This window comes from Dyadobacter sp. CY327, assembly GCF_021390415.1.
Lineage (GTDB): Bacteria > Bacteroidota > Bacteroidia > Cytophagales > Spirosomataceae > Dyadobacter > Dyadobacter chenhuakuii.
The window spans coordinates 1078097-1098456 of record NZ_JAJUXJ010000007.1; the positions used below are offsets into that span (position 1 = coordinate 1078097).

A 20360-nucleotide genomic window follows, 5' to 3' on the forward strand; every position below is an offset into this window, starting at 1 on the left:
TTGCGTGCTTTACACTCATTACTGACAATGAAGAGCATTCGCAATATACTTTTCTACACAATTACAATTGGTGCCTTTTCCGCTTTGCTTTACTTCTTTATCCGGCAAGGCCAAACCCTGGAAAAAGCAGACCTGCTAGCCAACAACCCAGCCTCCACAGCGTCGTCCTGGGACCAGTTCACAGACACTTTCAGTAATAACCTGACACACCCGCTCGCTACCCTGCTTTTGCAGATCATTACGATCATCCTGGTCGCGCGGATTTTTGGCTGGATCTGTAAATCCATCGGGCAACCTACTGTTATTGGTGAAATAGCCGCAGGTATTTTCCTCGGCCCGTCGTTGCTCGGCATGTATTTTCCCGAGTTCTCTACATTTCTGTTTCCTACGCAATCGCTGGGTAACTTGCAGTTCCTGAGCCAGGTGGGGCTGATCCTTTTCATGTTTATCATTGGCATGGAGCTGGACCTTAAAGTCCTCAAAAGCAAGGCACAGGAAGCGGTCGTGATCAGTCATGCGAGCATAATCCTGCCGTTTGCGCTGGGTGTAGGGCTTGCATTTTATTTATATCAACAATTTGCCCCGGACGGCATCAGCTTCCTGTCCTTCTCCCTTTTTATTGGTATAGCGCTCAGTATCACGGCCTTTCCGGTTCTGGCCAGAATTGTTCAGGAGCGTGGGCTTTCACGTACGAAGCTCGGCATGATGGTAATCACTTGCGCTGCCACCGACGACATTACAGCATGGTGCATTCTGGCCGCCGTAATCGCTATTGTCAAAGCAGGTGATTTTGTGAGCTCCATCTATACAATTCTTTTGGCGGCTGCCTATGTCCTCTTTATGCTGAAAGTGCTGAAACCTATACTGAAACGCTTGGGTGACCATTACTCCTACCGCGAAGGATTGACGAAACCGGTGGTCGGTTTGTTTTTTCTTGTCCTGATATTTTCTTCCTACTGCACTGAGGTCATCGGCATTCACGCCTTGTTCGGAGCATTTATGGCTGGGGTGATCATGCCTGCGAACCAGAGCTTCCGGAATCTGTTCATCGAAAAAGTGGAGGACGTTTCCATGGTTTTGCTGTTGCCGTTATTCTTCGTTTTTACGGGTTTGCGGACGCAGATCGGCCTGCTGAATGATCCTTACCTCTGGCAAATCACCGGATTGATCATCCTCCTGGCGACAACCGGAAAGTTTATCGGCAGTGCTGTTGCGGCGCGTTTTGTAAACCAATCCTGGCGAGACAGCTTAATTATCGGTTCCCTCATGAACACCCGCGGGCTTATGGAGCTTGTTGTACTGAACATTGGCTATGATATCGGCGTGTTGTCTCCTGAAATCTTTGCAATGATGGTCATTATGGCCCTCGCAACCACTTGTATGACCGGCCCTGCCCTGGACCTGATCGACCGTTTCCTGCCTGAAAATAAATCAGAGGCATTGGAAACAGCCATCGAAGAATCCAGATTTTCCATTCTGATCGCATTTGCAAGTCCCCAAGGAGGACGAAAAATGATGCGCATTGCCTATCATTTTATTCAAAAACAACTTCAATCACACCACATCACAGCATTGCACCTGTCACCGAGCAGTTACCTGAACCAGGTGAACACAGAAGAATATCAGCGGGAAACATTCCGGCCCATTACCGAAGAAGCAGCCAGTCTGGGCGCAACATTAGCAACGGTGCTGAAACCATCGCAGGACATCGAGCGCGACATTATCGAAACTGGCAATGGCGGAGACTATGACATGCTGATGATCGGAATCGGACGCAATGTTTTCGAAGGCACATTTTTAGGTAAAATCCTGGGTTTCACTTCCAGGATGATCAATAGGGAAAGGCTTTTTGACACCATTACGGGCAAGGAAAAACTCTTCCACTCAGGTGTTTTCGACGAACGCACGACGCACATTATCAAGTCCGTAAGGATTCCGGTCGGCATTTTGATCGAAAATAAGCTCGAAAGGGCTGACAATATATTTGTGCCGATCTTCTCACCGGATGACAAGGTCTTGTTCCAATTCGTCAGAAAGCTCGTGTTGCACGAAAATGTGAAGCTTACCATCATGGATCCCACCAATGCTGCCAGCCAATCGCCTGACATCCAGGCTGAGCTGGATGCCATAAACGGACTTGGTAACGACCGGGTTACGCTGTATAACGAGAATGTCCTGGAAAAGGATTTCCTGCTTGAAAAAGACGTGATGATCATCAGTCTGGAAAGCTGGAAAAAGGCCGTTGAGTCGCACAGCCTTTGGTTATCGCACTGCCCATCCGTTTTGATCGTGCGGGGATAAGTGTTTAATTTACATAAGCGACGACAGCATTCCGAACATATGATATCCCAGATTAAGAATAGCAAGATTTTCAGTTCCATCAATCCCCAGACGATCCTTTTCTTCTTTCATAATTTCTTTATCAATGTTGGGACAACGCTGGTCTACGTCTCGGCCAACGTTCTTCTGCTCGAAAATCATCCCGAATATTCCTTGCCCATTGCCTATGTGGCAGCAGCACTTGCGGTTATGGCGGCGGGGAAAGTGTACGAATATTTTGAGCACCATTTGCTTCTGAAAAGGTTGAGCCTGGGTACGATGCTGTCTTCACTGCTAATGGTCCTGGTGGTGATGGGCCTGCTCTGGGCGGGTCATGGCATTGCTACGGCCATTGCCATTATGGTGGGTTACCGGATCATTTACCTGCTCATTAACCTGGAATTCTGGGGCCTATCTGCATTGGTTTTTGATGTACGCCAAAGTAAAAGGCTGTTCAGCGTCATCGGATCGGGCGATATGCCTGCTAAGGCGCTGGGTGCTGTTCTGGCCGTTCTGATCCATTCTCCGTCTGTTTTAATGATCCTGCTGGTCATTTCGCTCGTATTTTTTGCCCTCGCATTTTACACCCAGATCCTGACTTTCCGGTTCACCGAAATCCCGAATCCGCACCACGCGAGGCCAAGACAAATCACCGCCTCGGACTCCAAGATCATTGAAAAATACTTTGGCGGAAATAAGCTCCTTACGTCACTTTGTCTGGGTATGGTGTTCGTTGCGGCAGCCGCGACTTGGATTGAGTATCATTTCTTTGTGAATGTCAAATATAAATTCCACAGCCAGCACGATGTGATCGTGTTCGTGGGAACGCTGCTCGCAGCCACTTATATCATTGCGACATTTGTAAAATTGATTTTCTCAGGCAAAACGGTGGAACGGTTCGGGGTGAGGCTTACGCTGTTCCTGTTGCCGCTGACGACCATTGTTATCTCGCTCGGCCTGCTCATATCATCGTATTTCAGAAAGGACGAGCCTTCGCTGCTGGTGTATTATTGTGCCGCTTACCTGTTGTTTGAACTGGTGCGAAGAACCATTTTCGACCCTGTTTTCCTGGTGTTGTTTCAGCCGCTTTCCACCAAGACCCGCTTGAAGGGACATACATTGGCGAAGGGGCTGTTTGAGCCATTGGGTATGCTCATTGCCGGCGCATTGCTATGGATCATTTACACGCAGAAGCTTAGCAATATCAGCCTCACATTCGACCTTTCCCTCCTATTCGCGGTGGCGGCGCTGATCATATTCCGCAAAGCTTATGGGCATTACATTCAGGAGTTGAAAAGCGCGATCAGCAAGCGTTTCATCCGCAGCGGCGAAATGGCTTCACCGTCGGAAGCATTGCCCATTATTACTGAAAACTTAAAGAGCGACAGGAAAGAGGAAGTGCTAAATGCGATTGACTGGCTTGCCCGGAACAAGGAATCTGTCTTTCGTAAGAATGTAGATTCCCTATTGAAAAATCCGTTTACTGCTGTTCGCCTGAAAACATTACAAACGCTTGCCGGACTTGAAAAACCGGAGCTCTCGGAGACGTTTTTAAAATACATTGAGACTGAACCTGACACAGCTTGCCAGACACTGGCCGTCAGGATTGCAGCATCCAAATCGCAGCTTACCGAAGAGCAGCTGGCGCGCTTCCTGGCGCATGAAGATCTGGACATTGTGAAGGGGTCGATCCTGGGAAGCTGGGAGGCCGGAAAAGCATTGCCGCTGATCCATGGCACATTGCGCCGACTGTTTCTTTCGGAGGATGAGCAGGCACAACTGGTGGCGTTGGACTGTGTCAAAATTACGGGTCTGAAAGCACATGAAGAGTATGTCAAAATGTGCCTGCGGAGTGGGTCGGAAAAGGTTCGGAACTATGCTTTGGAAGTAGCTGCAACTGTGGGTTCCCCGCAACTTTTACGTGAATTGAAGCCATCGCTTACTGGCTCTCTCAACCGGCAAACCGTTGCGTCGCTTATTAAATCCGGCGACTCGGGCATTGGTATTGTAGAGGAATGGCTGCAAAATGATCCTTCCCGCGAGCGTATGCAAACGCTCATTAAGGTGGCCGAAAAAACGAAACACGAATTTATACTTCAAATACTTTTTAAACTTATTAACAATATTTACCATAATATAAATTTAGTTAACTCAGAAAGTTCAATACATTCTAATAATATAGACACTTATATTCACCGGGACGCATTGAAAGCATTGACAAATTATTCCCTAATGGCTGATTATAAGCATATTATTTCTGAATTTGTGGAAAAAGAACTATTTCACGCCTCCATGCTCCTGAACGGAATGGACGAGCAGGAAGCGGATGAACGCTGGAATAACACCCTGGATTACGAACTGGAACTGACAAGCCAGCGTCTTTTTTACCTTTTCATGATGCAGTACGATAAGGACGCTGTGCAAAATGCCTGGAAGGGAATCCGGCATGCGTCCCGCGAGAAGCGGGCCAATTCTCTTGAAATGATCGAGAGCCTTTTGCCGCGCATGCTGTATCCATCGCTGCACGCATTGTTTGAAAATATCCCTATTCAAAAGAAACGGGAAGCTTTGCGCCAGTACATGGGCAACCAGGAATCGGGCGTATCACTAGTGCCTTACATTCTTACCCAGAAAGAAAAATTATTTACCGAATGGACCATTGCGCTGGCGATTAACAAGAGCCATACGGACAACGAAATCGCGCTCATCGGAAGCTTCACCAGCCACACTTCCCGGCTCATCAGGGATGCCGCGCGGTTGAAATTGGGCGTATCGAATACACAAGCCACAGGCCTTAATCTCACAACAACAACCATGAAACACGCAGAAACTTCACAGCAAATTTCGGAAATGGAGCGAGTGATTGTTCTAAAAAACACCCAACTTTTCGCCCAGACCCCCGAGAATGTCCTGAGCTCCATTGCGCCGATCATGAAGGAAATCACTTACAGCGACGGGCAGCAAATTTTTGCAAAAGGAGATCCCGGCGATTCCATGTACATTATATATACGGGGCAAATCGGGATTTACGACGGCAAGAAACAGCTTGCATTATTTGATAAGGGAGAGATTTTTGGCGAGCTCGCGTTGCTCGATACGGAGCCCAGATCTGCGACAACAATTGCTGAAACGGACACACTCGTTTTCCGCATCGATCAGGAAGATTTCTTTGAGTTGATGGAAGAGCGTGATGAGATCCTGAGAAACGTGCTGCGTATCCTTTGCCAGCGGATCCGCGTGCAGAACGAGAAAATGCGGCTGCTATAAAAAGGTTTTCAAGCGCTCCTGCTTGGGAATGTCCCGCAGGCGCCGTGCCGATTCTGTCCAGTAAGCATGACCGCTTATGAATGTTTTTTGTAAAGCATTCCATGATTCAATGTCAGAAACCATATCACGGACTTTGAGCTCCCGATACAATGTTTCGGCGATCTGCTCGAAGTCTGCACGGCCGAGATAATCCAGGTCCGCGTCACAAATGATCTTTTCTAAATGTGTTTTCGGGCTCTGCGGGATCCGGGTGGCCATGATCATGCCGCAGATGACTTCGATCTGATCCGCATTGTAACCAAAGCGGGTCAGCGACTGGTGCACAATGTCACATCCGGCCTCCTCATGGCCGTGGTAGGTGACCATAAATCCTGAATCGTGGTACAAAGCAGCTGTTCTGAGCAGGTCAAGTGCTTCGGGATCGGTTATGCCTTCAAGCCTGGCGAGGTGCAATGCTGCATTGGTGACGTCCAGCGTGTGGTGCAGGCCGTGATAATACAATGTGTCGGGTAATTTCCGGCGAAACTGGTCAACGATGTAAATTTCTGCTTCCTGAACATTCATGGCTATTCCAAAACTTCGTAAATCTTAACAGGATTTGCCTTATTTTTCAAAACGACCTCCCCTACCAGATTACAATTAAATGCCTCTTTTACAGCAAGATAAGCAGACTCCGGAAGTAAAACCTGGCCGGGTTTTGCCGCATTCTGCAGGCGCTGAGCTACATTAACGGCATCGCCTATGACAGTGTAGTCCAGCCGTTTCAGCGCCGCGGAACCAATGTTCCCCGAAACCATTTCTCCCGAATTAATCCCGATCGAAACCTTAGGAAAATAGCCCGTATGCCCTTCTGCTTCTTCTTTAAAATTGTTGATCTGGTTTCTTACGGCCAGTGAAGATTCAATGGCGCGGTCCAAATGATATTCCCCCCGGAAAACCGCCATCACCGCGTCTCCCATGAACTTATCGACCAGACCACCCTGCGCGATGATCTCTTTCACCATCACATCAAAATACTTGTTAATGAGCTTCACAACCAGATCGGCTGGCTCTTTTTCAGAAATGGAGGTAAAACCGCACATATCCATGAAAACGACCGTCGCCTCAATGTTCTCGCTGGTCATTAATGATTTCTCGAATGCGTCCTGCGTCATAAATTGCAGCACGGACGAGTCGACATACATTCTTAAAATATCATTTTCCCGAACGGCGCGCAGGGTTTCCCGCAGTTGTGCCACATAGGTGAGCGTCTTTTCCATGGTGACTTCAAGATCCTTGAAATCAATGGGTTTGGTCAGGAAATCAAACGCGCCGCGGTTCATGGCTGTACGAATGTTGTCCATATCCCCATAAGCCGACACGATGACCGATTTCAGGATCGGGCTCACTTCGCCAAGCCGGATGAGCAACGTCAAACCATCCATCTCGGGCATGTTGATGTCGCTTAACACCATGTCCGTGTCCGGATGCAGCACGAGTGCTTCAAGGGCTTTGAAGCCGTTTTCGGCGAAGATAAATTCGTATTCCTGCTCGCGGATCTGTCTACGGAATTTTTGTTTGATCAGTAACTGCAGGTCAGCCTCATCATCCACTACCAGTATCTTGGCTTTCATAAGGATTTAAGCAATTTCTCTTTTAATTCAACAAAATTGACCGGCTTCGTCAGGAAATCGTCGGCTCCGAGCTGCATCGCCTGATCGTGGTTGTTGCTGTCGCCATAAGCCGTAATCATCATTACCTGCGGCGGCGCAGCGGGGAAATCTTTCCGGATGGTCTTCAACAACTCAATGCCGCTCATGCCGGGCATGTTAATGTCCGACAAGATCATAACGACCTCAGAAGGATGATCGGCGAGAAATGCCAAAGCCTGCTCGCCCGAAAACGCGAATGAAAATTCAAACTGCGCGCTGCGGATTTCCTTCCTGAATTTTTGTTCAAAAAGGGACTTTACGTCTTCCTCGTCATCCACTACAAGTATTTTCATATCAAATCTATAAACTGTCGCGTGAAACTGTCGCGTAAATCAGGCAACAGGAATTGTGATTTTAAACTCTGTCTTTTGCCCTGGAATGGTCTCTACGTCCAGCGTTCCGTTGTGCGCACTGGTAATGATATCGTAGCTCATCGAAAGGCCCAATCCGGTTCCCTGGCCTGTTGGTTTGGTTGTGAAAAAAGGCTGGAATATCTTCGCTTTCACATGATCCGGCATGCCGGTGCCGTTATCTGACACCCTTATATAAAGCTTACCGGCAAACATTTTCGTGGAAATCTTGACTTCCGGTCTGTAATCGTCCAGCGTACCGGCCTCTGTGAGCAGTCGTTTTTTCTCCGCAACGGCGTAAAATGCATTGGTAAAAAGATTCAGAAAAACCCTTCCCAGATCCTGCGGCATGACAAGCACTTTGCCAATAGTAGGGTCGAAATCTGTAACCAGCGCTGCATTGAATTCTTTGTCCTTGGCGCGCAGACCGTGGTAAGCGAGGCGCATATATTCGTCAGCCAACGCATTGATTTCCACCATTTCTTTCTCCCCGGACGATGCGCGGGAATGTTGCAGCATCCCTTTTACAATAGAATCGGCGCGTTTGCCGTGATGCGTTATTTTCTGTTGGTTTTGGCTCAAATCGGCGATGATGCCCTTGATATAATCCTTATCCTCGTCCGCAATTGAAGTTTTGTCCACTTCTTCTTCCAATTCCTGGCAAAGCTCCACCGACACTTCGGAAAAGTTATTGACGAAATTCAGCGGGTTTTGGATCTCGTGTGCAATCCCTGCAGTAAGCTCACCCAGCGAAGCCATTTTTTCGCTCTGTATCAGCTGGTTTTGTGTAGATTTCAGGTCTTCAATTGCCTTTTGCAGTTCCTCTTTCTGCGCCGTAAGCTCCATTGTGCGCTCGGCAACGAGATATTCCAATGATTCCTTTTGTGCTTTACTGGCCAGTTCCTCGCGCAAACGATCCTCCCGTTCTTTTAACAATACTTTCTGCTGCTTGCGGGCATAGAACCAGATCACAAAGCAGAGTATGAATGCGAAAGCGACCGCAATGTCCAGAAAGTCGTGATATTGATCATGGAATTTGGGAGCAACCAGGTCTACGACGTCATTTATGATAGAAATGACTACAAACGGGACAACCGACTGCGAAACCGATTTCATCTGCAGAAACTCATCCTTAGTTAAAAGAATGAGCAGGACTATAATCATAAATAGATGCCAGAGCCAGGAAAACCAGTCCGGCGTGTCCGTCACATAATACGTAACAAGTAACGCGATACTGGTGTACCGGCCGATCAGCAATTTGCGGTCCCATTCCGGAAGGCTTGTGGCTGTCTGCAATGAAGACCGGACGTACTGGATCAGGAAAAACGAAACGAGAAAATAATCCATGCAGGTTTTACGGTGCTGTTTTTTGCGTTTTGAAGAATGCCAATTTAACAGCAAAGTAATTATTTTCTGCCAATTTACTAATCAGGCAGCCGTTTCACACCAGTTGCCTGTTCAATGTTGAGGGGATAATTCTAAAAGGGCAGACCGCAAAGCAGTCTGCCCTTTATTAAGATATGTCCTCAGCTTCTAATGTTAAAAGTCCGTAGAAACTGTCAGATCTTTCCAGTCTGACAGTTCTTTTTGAACGGCAGCGATTTTCCCGTTTGCGATGGCAAATGCGTCGCTGCCCAGGAAGAGGTTCATAGGTGGATTGGCTTCTGCCACGATGCGGATCATGGCGTCAGCTGCTTTTTCCGGATCGCCGGGCTGTTTTCCGTTAATGTCGTTTTGATGTGCATTTTGAGAATCACGCACTTCTTTGTAATCCTCAATCTGAATTTTGGGAACGCCAATGGATGAATCGGTCAGGAAGTTGGTCCTGAAATAGCCCGGCTCCACAACCGTCACATGCACGCCGAACGACCTTACTTCTTCCGCCAGCGACTCAGACATGCCATTAACCGCAAACTTTGTAGCACAATAAGCACCGAACCCAGGGAAACCGCCCATAAAACCGCCTATGGATGAAATGTTCAGAATATGGCCGGAGCGCTGCGCACGCAGGTACGGCATCGCTTTACGAATGACTGTAAACACACCGAATACATTAATTTCAAAGTTATCGCGCACTTCGCTGTCGGTAAGCTCTTCCACGCTTCCTACCAGACCATAACCTGCATTGTTCACAACCACATCAATGCGGCCGAAATGCGCAACGGTTTTTTCGATCGATTCCTGCACGCTCGCCTCGCTTTTCAGATCAGTTGCCAGCGCCAGAAACTGCGGGCTGTCATCGCCTACCGCTTTTTGCAAATCTTCCCGGCTCCGCGAAGTAGCAGCCACTTTGTAGCCATTAGCCAGGAGTTTTTGAACCAATGTCAGCCCCAATCCTTTTGAAGCACCTGTTACGAACCAAATCTTATCAGTTTCCATTTTTTTGTTTGTTTTAATTTGATGAAACAAAATTAGGTCACCGGATAAAATCCTGCATTGCGCGGTTCAAACAGATGATTGCAAAATTCAAACAACGCGGTAAGAGGTGGGCGTCTGACTGGTTTGCTTTTTGAAAAAGTTGTTGAAATGCGCAGGTTCCTCAAATCCCAGACTATAACTGATCTCGGCAATATTCCAGTTGGTATGCTTCAAAAGTGCAATGGCCTCACTGGCAATGCGTTCTGCAATGTGTGTAGTGGTTGTTTTTCCCGTCGTTTCGCGGATGGCACGGTTCAGATGGTTCACATGAACCGATAATTGCTGTGCAAAATCATTGGCCGATCTATATGTAAAACGCTGAGACGGGGATTCAATGGGAAATTGCCTTTCTAAAAGCTCCGTAAATACGGCTGTTATCCTGGAATTCGCATTCGGATGCTGATACAGCGACTCGGAGGGTTGCATTTTCATTGCGTAATGCACTGTTTCGGTCACATAGTTGCGCAGCAAATCATATTTATATTGATAATCCGAATCAATTTCTTCCAGCATTTTCTTGAATATCCCTTCCATATGTGCTTCCTGAGCTTCATTAAGGAGGTAAGCTGGTTTTCCACCAGGTGTAAACATCGGCAGATCACCCAATCCGTCCCTGATCCGACCGGAAAAGAAGCCCTCTGTGAAAATGCAGAAGTAACCTGAAATGCTGTCAGGGCCGCCTTCCCACGTGTATGGAACCTGCGGATTGAAGAAAATCAATGTTGCACCGTCCGTTTCGAGGCTTTTATCCGCGTAATGGTAAATGTTCTTTCCACGGATAAGGGTAATTTTGTAGAAATCCTTACGGCTATACTGGATAGGTGCCGAATTCGGACCCATACAGTCTTCCAAACGAAATACATTGAAATGCCCGATGTCCTGTTGGAGGTTATCGGGCAGCCAGTTAAACTTGTGCTGATAAAATTCTTCGAGTGTTTCTGAATTTGCCATGAAGCGAAGTTACAAAATTCAAATAGAATAGTAGAATACAAACGACACAATCTTGTTAACCTGTCCCAATTGAAATACTTTAAAAACCATTTATGAGATTAATCAAAATCCGACTTTCCGGTGCGGGAAGGGTGCTCCGCTTTTCAATTTGTACGTTCATTTACCTTCATACCTGCAACATTGCCTTCGCGCAATCCGATCTGAAATTTTGGTATAAACAACCTGCCAAAAACTGGAATGAAGCATTGCCCATCGGGAACGGCCGCATTGGTGCGATGGTTTTTGGAAGGGTTAATGAAGAAATCATCCAGCTGAACGAGGAAACGCTCTGGTCGGGCGGGCCGGTGAACACGAATCCCAATCCAAATGCGAAGAACTATCTCCCGCAAATCCGGACGGCACTGGCTAACGAAGATTACAAACTGGCCGAGGAGCTGACGCAGAAACTGCAAGGCATTTTCACGGAATCGTACGAGCCGCTGGGTGATCTGATCATTAAGCACGACTTTGAAGGCCAGCCTACCGCCTACAAGCGTGATCTGGACATTTCCAATGCATTGTCTTCCACTTCTTTTACGATAAACGGCGTCGATTACACGCGTGAAATCTTCATTTCAGCGCCGGATCAGGTAATGATCGTGAAACTGAAAGCTAGCAAAAAGGGCGCATTGAGCTTCACTGCAAGCACACAAAGCCAGCTTGTATATAATAATGTAGCGATCGGGCAAGATCAGGTGGCGATGAAGGGACAGGCGCCTGCGCATACGGATCCCAGTTACATGCAAACCATGGAGCAGCCGGTGATCTATAATGATCCTTCCAAATGCCGGGGAATGCGGTTTGAGCTGCGTATGAAAGTAAAGGAGTCGGATGGCAAAACAGTTGCCGATGCGCAGGGATTGCACATCACGGGCGCGACCGAAGTTGTTCTGATTTTGTCGGCAGCAACCAGCTTCAATGGTTTTGATAAATGTCCTGACAAAGAAGGAAAAGACGAGTCGCAGATCGCAGAAAAATATCTGACAGCAGCACAAACGAAGAGCTACGATGCCCTGAAAAGCGACCATATCACCGATTACCAAAAGTTTTTCGACCGCGTAAGCCTTGTTATTAATGGCAATCCAAAGACGGAGCTTCCTATGGACGAACGCCTGAAAGCATATGCCGAGGGTGCGAAAGATGCGGGTTTGGAATCGCTTTATTTTCAGTTTGGCCGCTATTTGCTCATTTCAAGTTCCCGTCCCGGCGGCATTCCTGCCAACCTGCAAGGCATATGGAACCGCGAAGTGCGCCCGCCATGGAGCAGCAATTTCACAACCAACATTAATACACAAATGAACTACTGGATGGTAGAAACGGCCAATCTATCGGAGCTGCATACACCATTAATAGACCTGATTGGCGACATTGCCGTGACCGGAAAGGAAACAGCCAAAAATTTTTACGGCGCAAAAGGCTGGACGCTCCATCACAATTCGGACATTTGGGCAACGACAAATCCGGTCAGCGGAAGCCCTTCCTGGGCCAACTGGCCGGTGGGAGGCGCTTGGTTATGCCAGCATTTGTGGGAACATTACCAGTTTAGCGGTGATAAAGAATATTTGTCCAAAACAGCCTATCCCTTGATGAAATCAGCCGCAGAGTTTTGTCTGGATTGGCTGATCGAGGATAAAAACGGCAAGCTGGTAACCGCACCATCCACGACTCCTGAAAACATTTTCTTAACAGAGAAAGGCTTTAAAGGTTCGGTCTCCGTTGCCACCACCATGGACATGGCCATTATCTGGGACCTTTTCACGAATTTAATCGAAGCCTCCGAAAGGTTAGGAATCGACGCGGAATACAGACAAATGCTTATTGAAAAGCGCAGCAAGTTGTTCCCCATGCAAATTGGCAAAAAGGGAAATTTGCAGGAATGGTACAAAGACTGGGAGGATGTAGAACCGGAACACCGCCACATTTCACATTTATTCGGCTTGTTCCCCGGCCGCCAGATCTCACCTATCACGACGCCAAATTTTGCAGAAGCATCCAGAAAAACCATGGAGTTGCGCGGCGACGGCGGTACAGGATGGAGTAAAGGCTGGAAAATCAATGTATGGGCGAGGTTACTCGATGGAAATCACGCTTACAAGCTGATCCGCGAGCAATTGAAACTGACAGGCGTTGAAGGAACCGACTACGCAAAAGGCGGCGGAACCTACCCTAACCTGCTGGACGCGCACCCACCCTTTCAGATCGACGGTAACTTTGGCGGCACTTCCGGCATCACCGAAATGCTGCTCCAAAGCCACGACGGCCTCATCAACATCCTTCCTGCCATCCCCGACAACTGGACAAGCGGCGAAGTAAAAGGCATAAAAGCCAGAGGCGGTTTCGAGCTCGACATCGCCTGGGCCAATGGTAAAATCACTCAGCTTATCATTCGCTCCAAGCTGGGAGGAAACTGCCGCATAGGCGTTCCGGGGGCTGTGAAGGCTGCTTCGAAGGTTGCGTTAAAGGCTGCAAAAGGCGAAAATTCAAATGCATTTTATAAAAACATTCAAACAGTGCCAGCAAGCTCAAACCTTGTAAAAGCCGGAAGATTGGCATTTGATTTTCCGACCGAAGCCCGAAAGGAATACATTTTCAAAACGAAATAGCAGGGTACGGAGTGCTGGTCGTTACATGCCTCCGGCATTCAGGCTTTCCGCACATTCATTTTTTTTGCTACCAATATTGCATCGCTCCGCGATTTTAAGGCAATGCCGGAGGCATGCAATATCGGTAGGAAAAAGAAACGAAGGACGCGGTTCATAAAATGCCGGAGGCATGCAATATCGGTAGGAAAAAACGAAGGACACGATTCATAAAATGCCGGAGGCATGCAATATTGGTAGCAAGCAATGTTGGCGGCAATGCGTCGCTTCAAGTTATATGGAAGCACGGTTCTTATCCACGAAATGCGCTAATGAAAGGACGATTAACTGCAACACTGCGAAGGAAACAAACAATGCAGGAATCGAATCTTCCGGTGCCGGTCCAAACATGTTGAAAATGTCGATGATGATAAAAAAGGCAACGAGCAGCCAGAAAAGCCATTTTCCTTTGCTATTAATAGCCCTTGTGCCCCTGTAATAAAGCGCAACGCCTATGATAAAAATGATGCTTTCCACAACGAGAGTCCCTTCCAGGGAATTCCAAAGCCCCATTCCGACTTTCGTATCTGAAAAAGGAGTCAGCGGCAAATCGGCAATGTGCACTACGGCATCCAGGAACCAGTGGCTCAGCACCGCCAGGCCTACAATTACAGCGCTTTTGATATCTTTTTTGAAAAACCAATAAACCAATGCTGCCAATGCTCCCCACACAATGCCCATCAGCAAACTGTGTGTGTAAGGATAATGTACGAAATCAAATGGCGTAACAACCGTAATGCCCGGCGTAACCTTCACCTGTTCAACATCAAACAACAGCAGGAATGGCCAGAGAATGTCGACAAATTCGACGGCGACGAACAATGTCAGAAGCGATATTTGGGGAGCTGCTTTCTTAACTCCGAATGCTAATCCATAATGACCTATAAACATACAAATGGCTGGTTGATTAATGACTCTACAAAAGTATAGTCGGCACAATCAACGCCACTTGACCTATGTCAAGAAATCAAATGAGCTGCTTTCGACGGATGCGGCTGATGGTTTCGGGCGTCATGCCTAGCATAGAGGCAATGTATTGCAGCGGCACCTGATTGAAAATCTCTCTGCTGCTTTCGAACAGGACATTATAACGCTGCTCAGCGGTCATAGACAGGAATGAGAACACGCGTTCTTCCAGCATGACGAAACAGTGCGCAATGAACAACTTTTCGGTCTGGTGCCATTTTGGAACGAAGTCCCCTATCCGGTCATAATCGGCTTTATCGATGGTGTATAATGTCGTATCTGTAAGCGCCTGAATGTTCCAGCGGGAAGGTTTGCCGAAAACAAGGCTGGAAAGATCGGTGATGAAATAACCCTTTGAAGAAATCCACTGCGTTACCTCCCTATCTTCCAAATCCACATAAACCCGCAGCAGGCCCGATTGGAGAAAGCTTAATTTATCGCAACTTTTCCCGGTTTTGAGATAATAATCACCTTTTTTGACAAACTCAGGCTTAAAAAAGGAAGCGACGGTGGTCAGATCGCTCGGCTCGAACTCAAAATAAGATTGCAGATAGTTTTCCAGTTCTGTCATGGGTGATTTGCTTTATATCAAATGTAACAACGCTCCTTCGAACCGCCAAGCGCCGTGCCGCGCGAGCCTTTGTTATGCTGATCATATTCGTACGAAAAGTGTCCGAATGCGGACATTTTGAAAAATGGAGATGCCTGTAAACGGCTTGTTAAGAGCCGTTAAGTAAATTGGCATATATTTTATACAAAGAACTATGTTATACAATGTACCGATCTGTTAGCCATAAAAATAATATACAATCCGCTCTCATTCTCCTGCTGTTATGTTGAAAAACTATTTCAAAATCGCCTGGCGCAACCTGCTCCGCAACCGCGCCTTTTCTGCTATCAACATTACGGGCCTGGCCATTGGGCTGGCTTCCTGCCTGCTGATCAGCCTTTATGTGCTGGACGAGCTCAGTTTCGATCGCTTTCATGAGAACGGCGACCGGATCGTGCGGGTGGTTTTCAAAGGAGTAATGCAAGGCGGTGAGATGAAGGAAGCGCATGTGATGCCTCCCACCGCCGCTGCCCTCAAAGCCGATTATCCCGAGGTTTTGGAAGCCACCAGGTTAAGGCGAGGAGGCGCTCCGATGGTGTTACGCAACCAACAAATTTATACGGACGATGAGCTTGCATTCGTCGACTCTAATTTCCTGCAAGTTTTCACATTTCCGCTCGTAGAAGGGAATGTAAAATCGGCGCTCATACAGCCCAATACAATTGTTATTTCAACCAAACTGGCTGAGAAGTATTTTGGAAAACAAGATGCTGTCGGTCAGATAATCACATTTAAGGACTGGAAAACGCCTTATAAGGTAACCGGCGTAATGGAGGAAATGCCTGCACATTCGCATATTCAATTTGATATGCTGGCATCCATGTCTTCCCTGGAAGATGCCAAATCGACCTCCTGGATGATCTCCGAGTTTTACACTTATCTCCTTTTGCCTGAGGGCTATGATTACAACCAGCTGAATGCGAAACTCCCGCAAACCGTGGAGAAATACATGGGCCCCCAGCTCAAAACAGCCCTCGGCCTTACCTTTGCTGAATTCAAAAAGAAAGGAAACAACCTCGGCCTTTATCTGCAACCCCTGACCGAAATTCACCTGCATTCAGATTTTCAGTATGATCTGGGCACCAATGGGGATTTGAAATATGTGTACATTTTTGGTGCCATTGCAGTGATTATGCTGCTCATTGCATGCATTAACTTCATGAATTTATCCACGGCCGGTTCTTCCAAGCGTGCCCGGGAAGTGGGTGTGCGGAAAGTGATGGGATCGGAAAAGATCGAGCTGGTCGCCCAGTTTTTGATGGAATCCATTTTACTGACGGGCATTGCATTGGTGTTTGGAGGGCTTATTTGTCTGGCCGGTTTGCCGTTGCTGAATAGTCTTTCGGGTAAAAATCTCGGTTTCAGCCTGGAAGCACTTCCCGCGCTGATTCCCGCTTTGCTGATCTTCGGTCTGTTTGTCGGCATTTTTGCAGGAAGCTATCCTGCTTTTTTCCTTTCGTCATTCAAGCCTATTGCCGTTCTCAAGGGCGGCAACGCAGCCGTTAAACTTAATTCTTCCGGTAAAAATGTTGGCCTGAGAAGTGGATTGGTGGTTTTTCAATTCTTCGTTTCTATCACATTAATGGTCGGTGCGACGGTTGTATATCAGCAATTGAAATTTATCCAAAACAAAAAACTGGGTTATGAAAAAGACCAGGTTTTGATTGTTCCGGCCTGGGCTCTGGGCAAAAATATGCCGGTTTTCAAGGATGAGCTGATGCGGGATTCGCGTGTAAGCAACGTCAGCTTGTCGGGCTTTGTGCCTGCCGGGCCTTCCGATAACAACAATTATATGATCACGCCGGAAGACAATCCCTCGCAACTTCTCAAAACGCTCCGTTACGAAGTGGACTACGATTACCTGGCCACATTGGGCATGGAAATGGCACAGGGACGCAATTTTTCAAAAGCCTATGGCTTGGATTCAACCGCCGTTATCCTGAACGAAACAGCCGCAAAAGCGCTGGGATGGCAGCATAATGCAATCGGCAAAACGCTTTCGCGGCGGAACAATGAGGGTAAAGGCAGCGCTTACCATGTGATCGGCATCGTAAAAGACTTCCATTTCAAATCGTTGCACGAGAAAATTTCACCGCTGGTGATGACATTGAGCCAGGACCGCGGATGGATGATCATTAAGACAAAAAACAAGGAGGTTTCTGGCCTGCTTGCCAAAATGAAAAACCAGTGGGAAGGCTTTAAACCTGATATGCCTTTCACCTATTCATTCCTGGATGAAAGATTTAACGAGACCTACAAAACCGAACAGAAAACAGGTAAAATATTAGCGATTTTTGCTGGATTAACCATACTGGTCGCTTGCATGGGACTGTTCGGGCTGGCGATTTTTACGGCGGAGCAACGGACCAAAGAGATTGGCGTTCGCAAAGTGCTGGGCGCGTCGGTAGCGGGCATTGTTGCGCTGCTGTCGAAGGATTTTCTTCAACTCGTTGTGGTGGCGATCGTGATTGCACTGCCCACTTCCTGGTGGCTGATGAGCCGCTGGCTGGAAGATTTTGAATATAAAATTGACGTTTCATGGTGGGCCTTAGCACTGGTAAGCCTGGTTTCGGTGGCGGTTGCACTGCTTACGGTGTCGTTTCAATCGGTTAGGGCAGCATTAATGAACCCGGTAAAATCGCTTCGGTCGGAATAAACTTCATTGGGTGAAAGAAGACATTGATACTGATCATAATAAGGCCGGGAAACCGGTCTTGTTTGTTTATAATACACTAGTAAAGAGATGGATACGGATTTTTTAAATTTATTTTTATAAATTCCTGTAACCTTTTCCCTCACGCCCGGTTTCCACATCAGGATCACCACAAAAGACGAACCGTTTGAATACGCTGACAGATAATTCACTCATGCTGAGGGTTAAGGCCGGGGATCTGGACAAGATGGGCCTGCTTTTTGAACGGTACAACCGCCCTTTGTTTGCGTTTTTCTATCATATGACGCATAAAAGGGACATGAGCGAAGATCTCGTGCAGAATGTGTTTTACCGGATGCTCAAATATAAGCATACGTTTACGGGTGAAGGTGAATTCAGGACATGGATGTATCATCTGGCCAGGAATATCCTGAATGACTCCGCCAGGCAAAACCGCTCTAAAGATCATTATGATGTGAATGAAATGGCTGATAAGATCGGTGGAGGCACATTGGCAGACGAAGGATTTGAGAAAAAAGAAAACGCCGATTTCCTCCATAAAGCAATGGCCGGATTGAGTGACGATTACCGGGAAGTGCTCGTGTTAAGCCGGTTCCAGGAAATGAAATACGATGAGATTGCAAAGGTTCTGAACATTAACGAAGGGACGGTGAAAGTGCGGGTGCACAGAGCTTTGGGTGAATTGAAAAAAAAGTTTTTTACAAATGAAAGACGATAAGGACATGCGTTGCGAACATGCAAAGGATAAATTGGAAGACTGGCTTCACGACGATCTGGACAAGGCGGACAGACAAAATATGGAGCGGCATCTTGCCGAATGTGTGCATTGCCAGGAGGCGTTTACGTCTGACAAGCAGCTTTGGGAAAGTCTGGGCAAGATGAAAGTCCCGGAGCCAAGCGAGGAAATGCGGGTTAACTTTTACGCCATGCTCGATAATTTCAAAGCCACGGAGGAAACCAGCACGGCGTTTTCTTGGCAAACATTTATCCAAAAACTCAGGGATTTTGTACTTCCGCAATGGTCTGTTCAGGTCGCATTCAGCTTGCTGCTGGTAGGGTTAGGCTGGGTTATCGGCCATAAAACAAGCAAAAATAATGTGTCTGCGAGCGCATATCAGGAACAAATCGAAACGCTCGCAACGCAGGTGGAACAGATGAAAAGCACCATGATGCTGGCGCTGATCGACAACCCTTCGGCAACAGAAAGGCTGCGTGCGGTGAGCTATACAAGCGACATTACCCACGCGGACGAGAAGGTGATCGACGCACTTTTTTCAACATTGAACAACGATGCAAATGTGAATGTGCGCCTGGTTGCACTGGAAGCGCTTACGCAATTTGCCACGAATTCGGTGGTGCGGGAAGGCCTGGTGAAATCGCTGGCTGTGCAGGATTCACCAATGGTTCAGGTTGCGCTGGCCGATGTGATGGTAAAATTGCAGGAAAAAGGCTCTGTGAAAGAACTGCGTAAGCTGCTGGACAGAGAGGGGCTCAATGACCTTGTGAAGAACAAGATTGAGCAGTCAATCAAGGACTTATCTTAAATTACAACCATAATCCAACAATTAGCTATGAAATTTTTTGCAATCCCCTTATTAGCGGGAGCGGTGCTTTGTTGTACCCAGTCGCCCGCACAAAAGCTTGAATTCAAGGAGCGCGTGAGTAAAGAGTTTACCCTATCTCAGAATGCATCGGCCAATGTGCTGGCCATTTACAACATTAATGGCTCCATAAAGGTGGAGGGCTATAACGGAAGTAAGGTTTTGATTGAAGTGGACAAGAAAATTACGGGCAAAACCAACGCCATCGTAGATGAGGGAAAGCAGGAGTTTAAACTGAATTTCGATCAGAAAGCGGACAGCATTACGGCTTACATTTCCGAACCATTTGACTCGCGCCCCAACCACGGCAGGCGTAACAATGACGGCCCCAGGATCGAGTACGATTTTGAGCTGGATTTCACTGTAAAAGTCCCCTATGCCATGAACCTGCATGTGTCGACGGTAAACGGTGGCGACATAGATGTGAAGGATGTTTCGGGCCAATTAGGCGCCAGCAATGTCAATGGTGCCATTACGCTGGTGAATGCAAAAGGGGCGGCGATCGCGCGGACTATTAACGGGAATGTTGTCGCCAACTATGTTTCACTTCCTCCGGGCGAATCGGATTTCAAGACACTGAATGGTGATATCAAGATCAGCTATCCGTCGGATTTTTCCGCCGACTGCCAGTTCAAAAGCTTTAACGGGGAATTTTATACAGACTTTCCAAACACCGAATCACTGCCGGTGAAAGTGGTAAAAAATGAAGAAAACAAAACCAATAAAACGGTCTACAAACTCAGCACGGAAACCAGGATCCGCATTGGTAAAGGCGGCCCGACCTATAAGTTTGAAACATTCAACGGGAATATTTATATTAAAAAACAATCATAAC

The 20360-nt window shown here is 47.3% G+C and carries 15 protein-coding genes; 7 read left to right on the plus strand and 8 right to left on the minus strand.

Annotated elements, in window-relative coordinates:
* Positions 1 to 27 precede the first annotated feature (27 nt).
* A complete protein-coding gene (locus LZG74_RS20885; RefSeq protein ID WP_233798433.1) occupies positions 28 to 2301 on the plus strand; it encodes a cation:proton antiporter in 2274 nt (757 codons plus the stop codon).
* A 39-nt stretch (positions 2302 to 2340) separates the two neighbouring features.
* Complete coding sequence (locus LZG74_RS20890) at positions 2341 to 5586, plus strand: cyclic nucleotide-binding domain-containing protein (RefSeq protein WP_233798434.1); 3246 nt, start codon at positions 2341 to 2343, stop codon at positions 5584 to 5586.
* Here LZG74_RS20890 and LZG74_RS20895 read toward each other — a convergent pair.
* The 6 genes from LZG74_RS20895 to LZG74_RS20920 all read right to left on the minus strand — a co-directional run bounded on the left by LZG74_RS20895 (position 5581) and on the right by LZG74_RS20920 (position 10996).
* Positions 5581 to 6150, minus strand: coding sequence for an HD domain-containing protein (locus tag LZG74_RS20895; protein ID WP_233798435.1), 570 nt, complete (start codon positions 6148 to 6150; stop codon positions 5581 to 5583). The two genes, LZG74_RS20890 and LZG74_RS20895, sit on opposite strands and share 6 nt — an antisense overlap.
* A 2-nt stretch (positions 6151 to 6152) precedes the next feature.
* Positions 6153 to 7199 carry an adenylate/guanylate cyclase domain-containing response regulator gene (locus LZG74_RS20900; RefSeq protein WP_233798436.1) on the minus strand — a complete coding sequence of 349 codons (1047 nt, stop codon included), beginning with the start codon at positions 7197 to 7199 and terminating at the stop codon, positions 6153 to 6155.
* Positions 7196 to 7570, minus strand: a complete 375-nt coding sequence (locus LZG74_RS20905; RefSeq protein ID WP_026628826.1) for a response regulator — start codon at positions 7568 to 7570, stop codon at positions 7196 to 7198. The genes LZG74_RS20900 and LZG74_RS20905 overlap by 4 nt, the downstream gene beginning before the upstream one ends.
* A 39-nt stretch (positions 7571 to 7609) precedes the next feature.
* Positions 7610 to 8974 carry a sensor histidine kinase gene (locus LZG74_RS20910; protein WP_233798437.1) on the minus strand — a complete coding sequence of 455 codons (1365 nt, stop codon included), beginning with the start codon at positions 8972 to 8974 and terminating at the stop codon, positions 7610 to 7612.
* A gap of 192 nt (positions 8975 to 9166) precedes the next feature.
* Entirely contained in the window at positions 9167 to 10006 is an 840-nt protein-coding gene (locus tag LZG74_RS20915; protein WP_233798438.1) for an oxidoreductase, read from the minus strand.
* Positions 10007 to 10093: 87 nt separating this feature from the next.
* Positions 10094 to 10996 (minus strand): AraC family transcriptional regulator, encoded by a 903-nt coding sequence (locus LZG74_RS20920; RefSeq protein ID WP_233798439.1) that lies wholly within the window; start codon positions 10994 to 10996, stop codon positions 10094 to 10096.
* Between the two features lie 92 nt (positions 10997 to 11088).
* Here LZG74_RS20920 and LZG74_RS20925 point away from each other — a divergent pair, with 92 nt between their 5' ends.
* On the plus strand, positions 11089 to 13638 hold the full coding sequence (locus LZG74_RS20925; protein WP_233798440.1) for a glycosyl hydrolase family 95 catalytic domain-containing protein: 2550 nt from the start codon (positions 11089 to 11091) through the stop codon (positions 13636 to 13638).
* Between the two features lie 270 nt (positions 13639 to 13908).
* Here LZG74_RS20925 and LZG74_RS20930 read toward each other — a convergent pair whose 3' ends face one another.
* Positions 13909 to 14565, minus strand: a complete 657-nt coding sequence (locus LZG74_RS20930) for a metal-dependent hydrolase (RefSeq protein ID WP_233798441.1) — start codon at positions 14563 to 14565, stop codon at positions 13909 to 13911.
* A 76-nt stretch (positions 14566 to 14641) separates the two neighbouring features.
* Positions 14642 to 15211, minus strand: coding sequence for a Crp/Fnr family transcriptional regulator (locus tag LZG74_RS20935; protein ID WP_233798442.1), 570 nt, complete (start codon positions 15209 to 15211; stop codon positions 14642 to 14644).
* Between the two features lie 262 nt (positions 15212 to 15473).
* Here LZG74_RS20935 and LZG74_RS20940 point away from each other — a divergent pair, with 262 nt between their 5' ends.
* From LZG74_RS20940 to LZG74_RS20955, 4 genes are all read left to right on the plus strand, one after another.
* Positions 15474 to 17906: an ABC transporter permease gene (locus LZG74_RS20940; protein WP_233798443.1), complete on the plus strand. Its 2433-nt coding sequence runs from the start codon at positions 15474 to 15476 to the stop codon at positions 17904 to 17906.
* Between the two features lie 211 nt (positions 17907 to 18117).
* Positions 18118 to 18642, plus strand: coding sequence for an RNA polymerase sigma factor (locus LZG74_RS20945; protein WP_233798828.1), 525 nt, complete (start codon positions 18118 to 18120; stop codon positions 18640 to 18642).
* Positions 18629 to 19468 carry a zf-HC2 domain-containing protein gene (locus tag LZG74_RS20950; RefSeq protein WP_233798444.1) on the plus strand — a complete coding sequence of 280 codons (840 nt, stop codon included), beginning with the start codon at positions 18629 to 18631 and terminating at the stop codon, positions 19466 to 19468. Before LZG74_RS20945 ends, LZG74_RS20950 begins: the two co-directional genes overlap by 14 nt.
* Positions 19469 to 19495: 27 nt before the next feature.
* Positions 19496 to 20359, plus strand: coding sequence for a hypothetical protein (locus tag LZG74_RS20955; protein ID WP_233798445.1), 864 nt, complete (start codon positions 19496 to 19498; stop codon positions 20357 to 20359).
* The last annotated feature ends 1 nt before the right edge of the window (position 20360 follow it).

Excerpts from the sequence above, each read along its gene's own strand:
- LZG74_RS20885 (WP_233798433.1), top strand. The coding sequence starts at position 28 with ATGAAGAGCATTCGCAATATACTTTTCTACACAATTACAATTGGTGCC.
- LZG74_RS20890 (WP_233798434.1), top strand. The coding sequence starts at position 2,341 with ATGATATCCCAGATTAAGAATAGCAAGATTTTCAGTTCCATCAATCCC.
- LZG74_RS20895 (WP_233798435.1), bottom strand. The coding sequence starts at position 6,150 with ATGAATGTTCAGGAAGCAGAAATTTACATCGTTGACCAGTTTCGCCGG.
- LZG74_RS20900 (WP_233798436.1), bottom strand. The coding sequence starts at position 7,199 with ATGAAAGCCAAGATACTGGTAGTGGATGATGAGGCTGACCTGCAGTTA.
- LZG74_RS20905 (WP_026628826.1), bottom strand. The coding sequence starts at position 7,570 with ATGAAAATACTTGTAGTGGATGACGAGGAAGACGTAAAGTCCCTTTTT.
- LZG74_RS20910 (WP_233798437.1), bottom strand. The coding sequence starts at position 8,974 with ATGGATTATTTTCTCGTTTCGTTTTTCCTGATCCAGTACGTCCGGTCT.
- LZG74_RS20915 (WP_233798438.1), bottom strand. The coding sequence starts at position 10,006 with ATGGAAACTGATAAGATTTGGTTCGTAACAGGTGCTTCAAAAGGATTG.
- LZG74_RS20920 (WP_233798439.1), bottom strand. The coding sequence starts at position 10,996 with ATGGCAAATTCAGAAACACTCGAAGAATTTTATCAGCACAAGTTTAAC.
- LZG74_RS20925 (WP_233798440.1), top strand. The coding sequence starts at position 11,089 with ATGAGATTAATCAAAATCCGACTTTCCGGTGCGGGAAGGGTGCTCCGC.
- LZG74_RS20930 (WP_233798441.1), bottom strand. The coding sequence starts at position 14,565 with ATGTTTATAGGTCATTATGGATTAGCATTCGGAGTTAAGAAAGCAGCT.
- LZG74_RS20935 (WP_233798442.1), bottom strand. The coding sequence starts at position 15,211 with ATGACAGAACTGGAAAACTATCTGCAATCTTATTTTGAGTTCGAGCCG.
- LZG74_RS20940 (WP_233798443.1), top strand. The coding sequence starts at position 15,474 with ATGTTGAAAAACTATTTCAAAATCGCCTGGCGCAACCTGCTCCGCAAC.
- LZG74_RS20945 (WP_233798828.1), top strand. The coding sequence starts at position 18,118 with ATGCTGAGGGTTAAGGCCGGGGATCTGGACAAGATGGGCCTGCTTTTT.
- LZG74_RS20950 (WP_233798444.1), top strand. The coding sequence starts at position 18,629 with ATGAAAGACGATAAGGACATGCGTTGCGAACATGCAAAGGATAAATTG.
- LZG74_RS20955 (WP_233798445.1), top strand. The coding sequence starts at position 19,496 with ATGAAATTTTTTGCAATCCCCTTATTAGCGGGAGCGGTGCTTTGTTGT.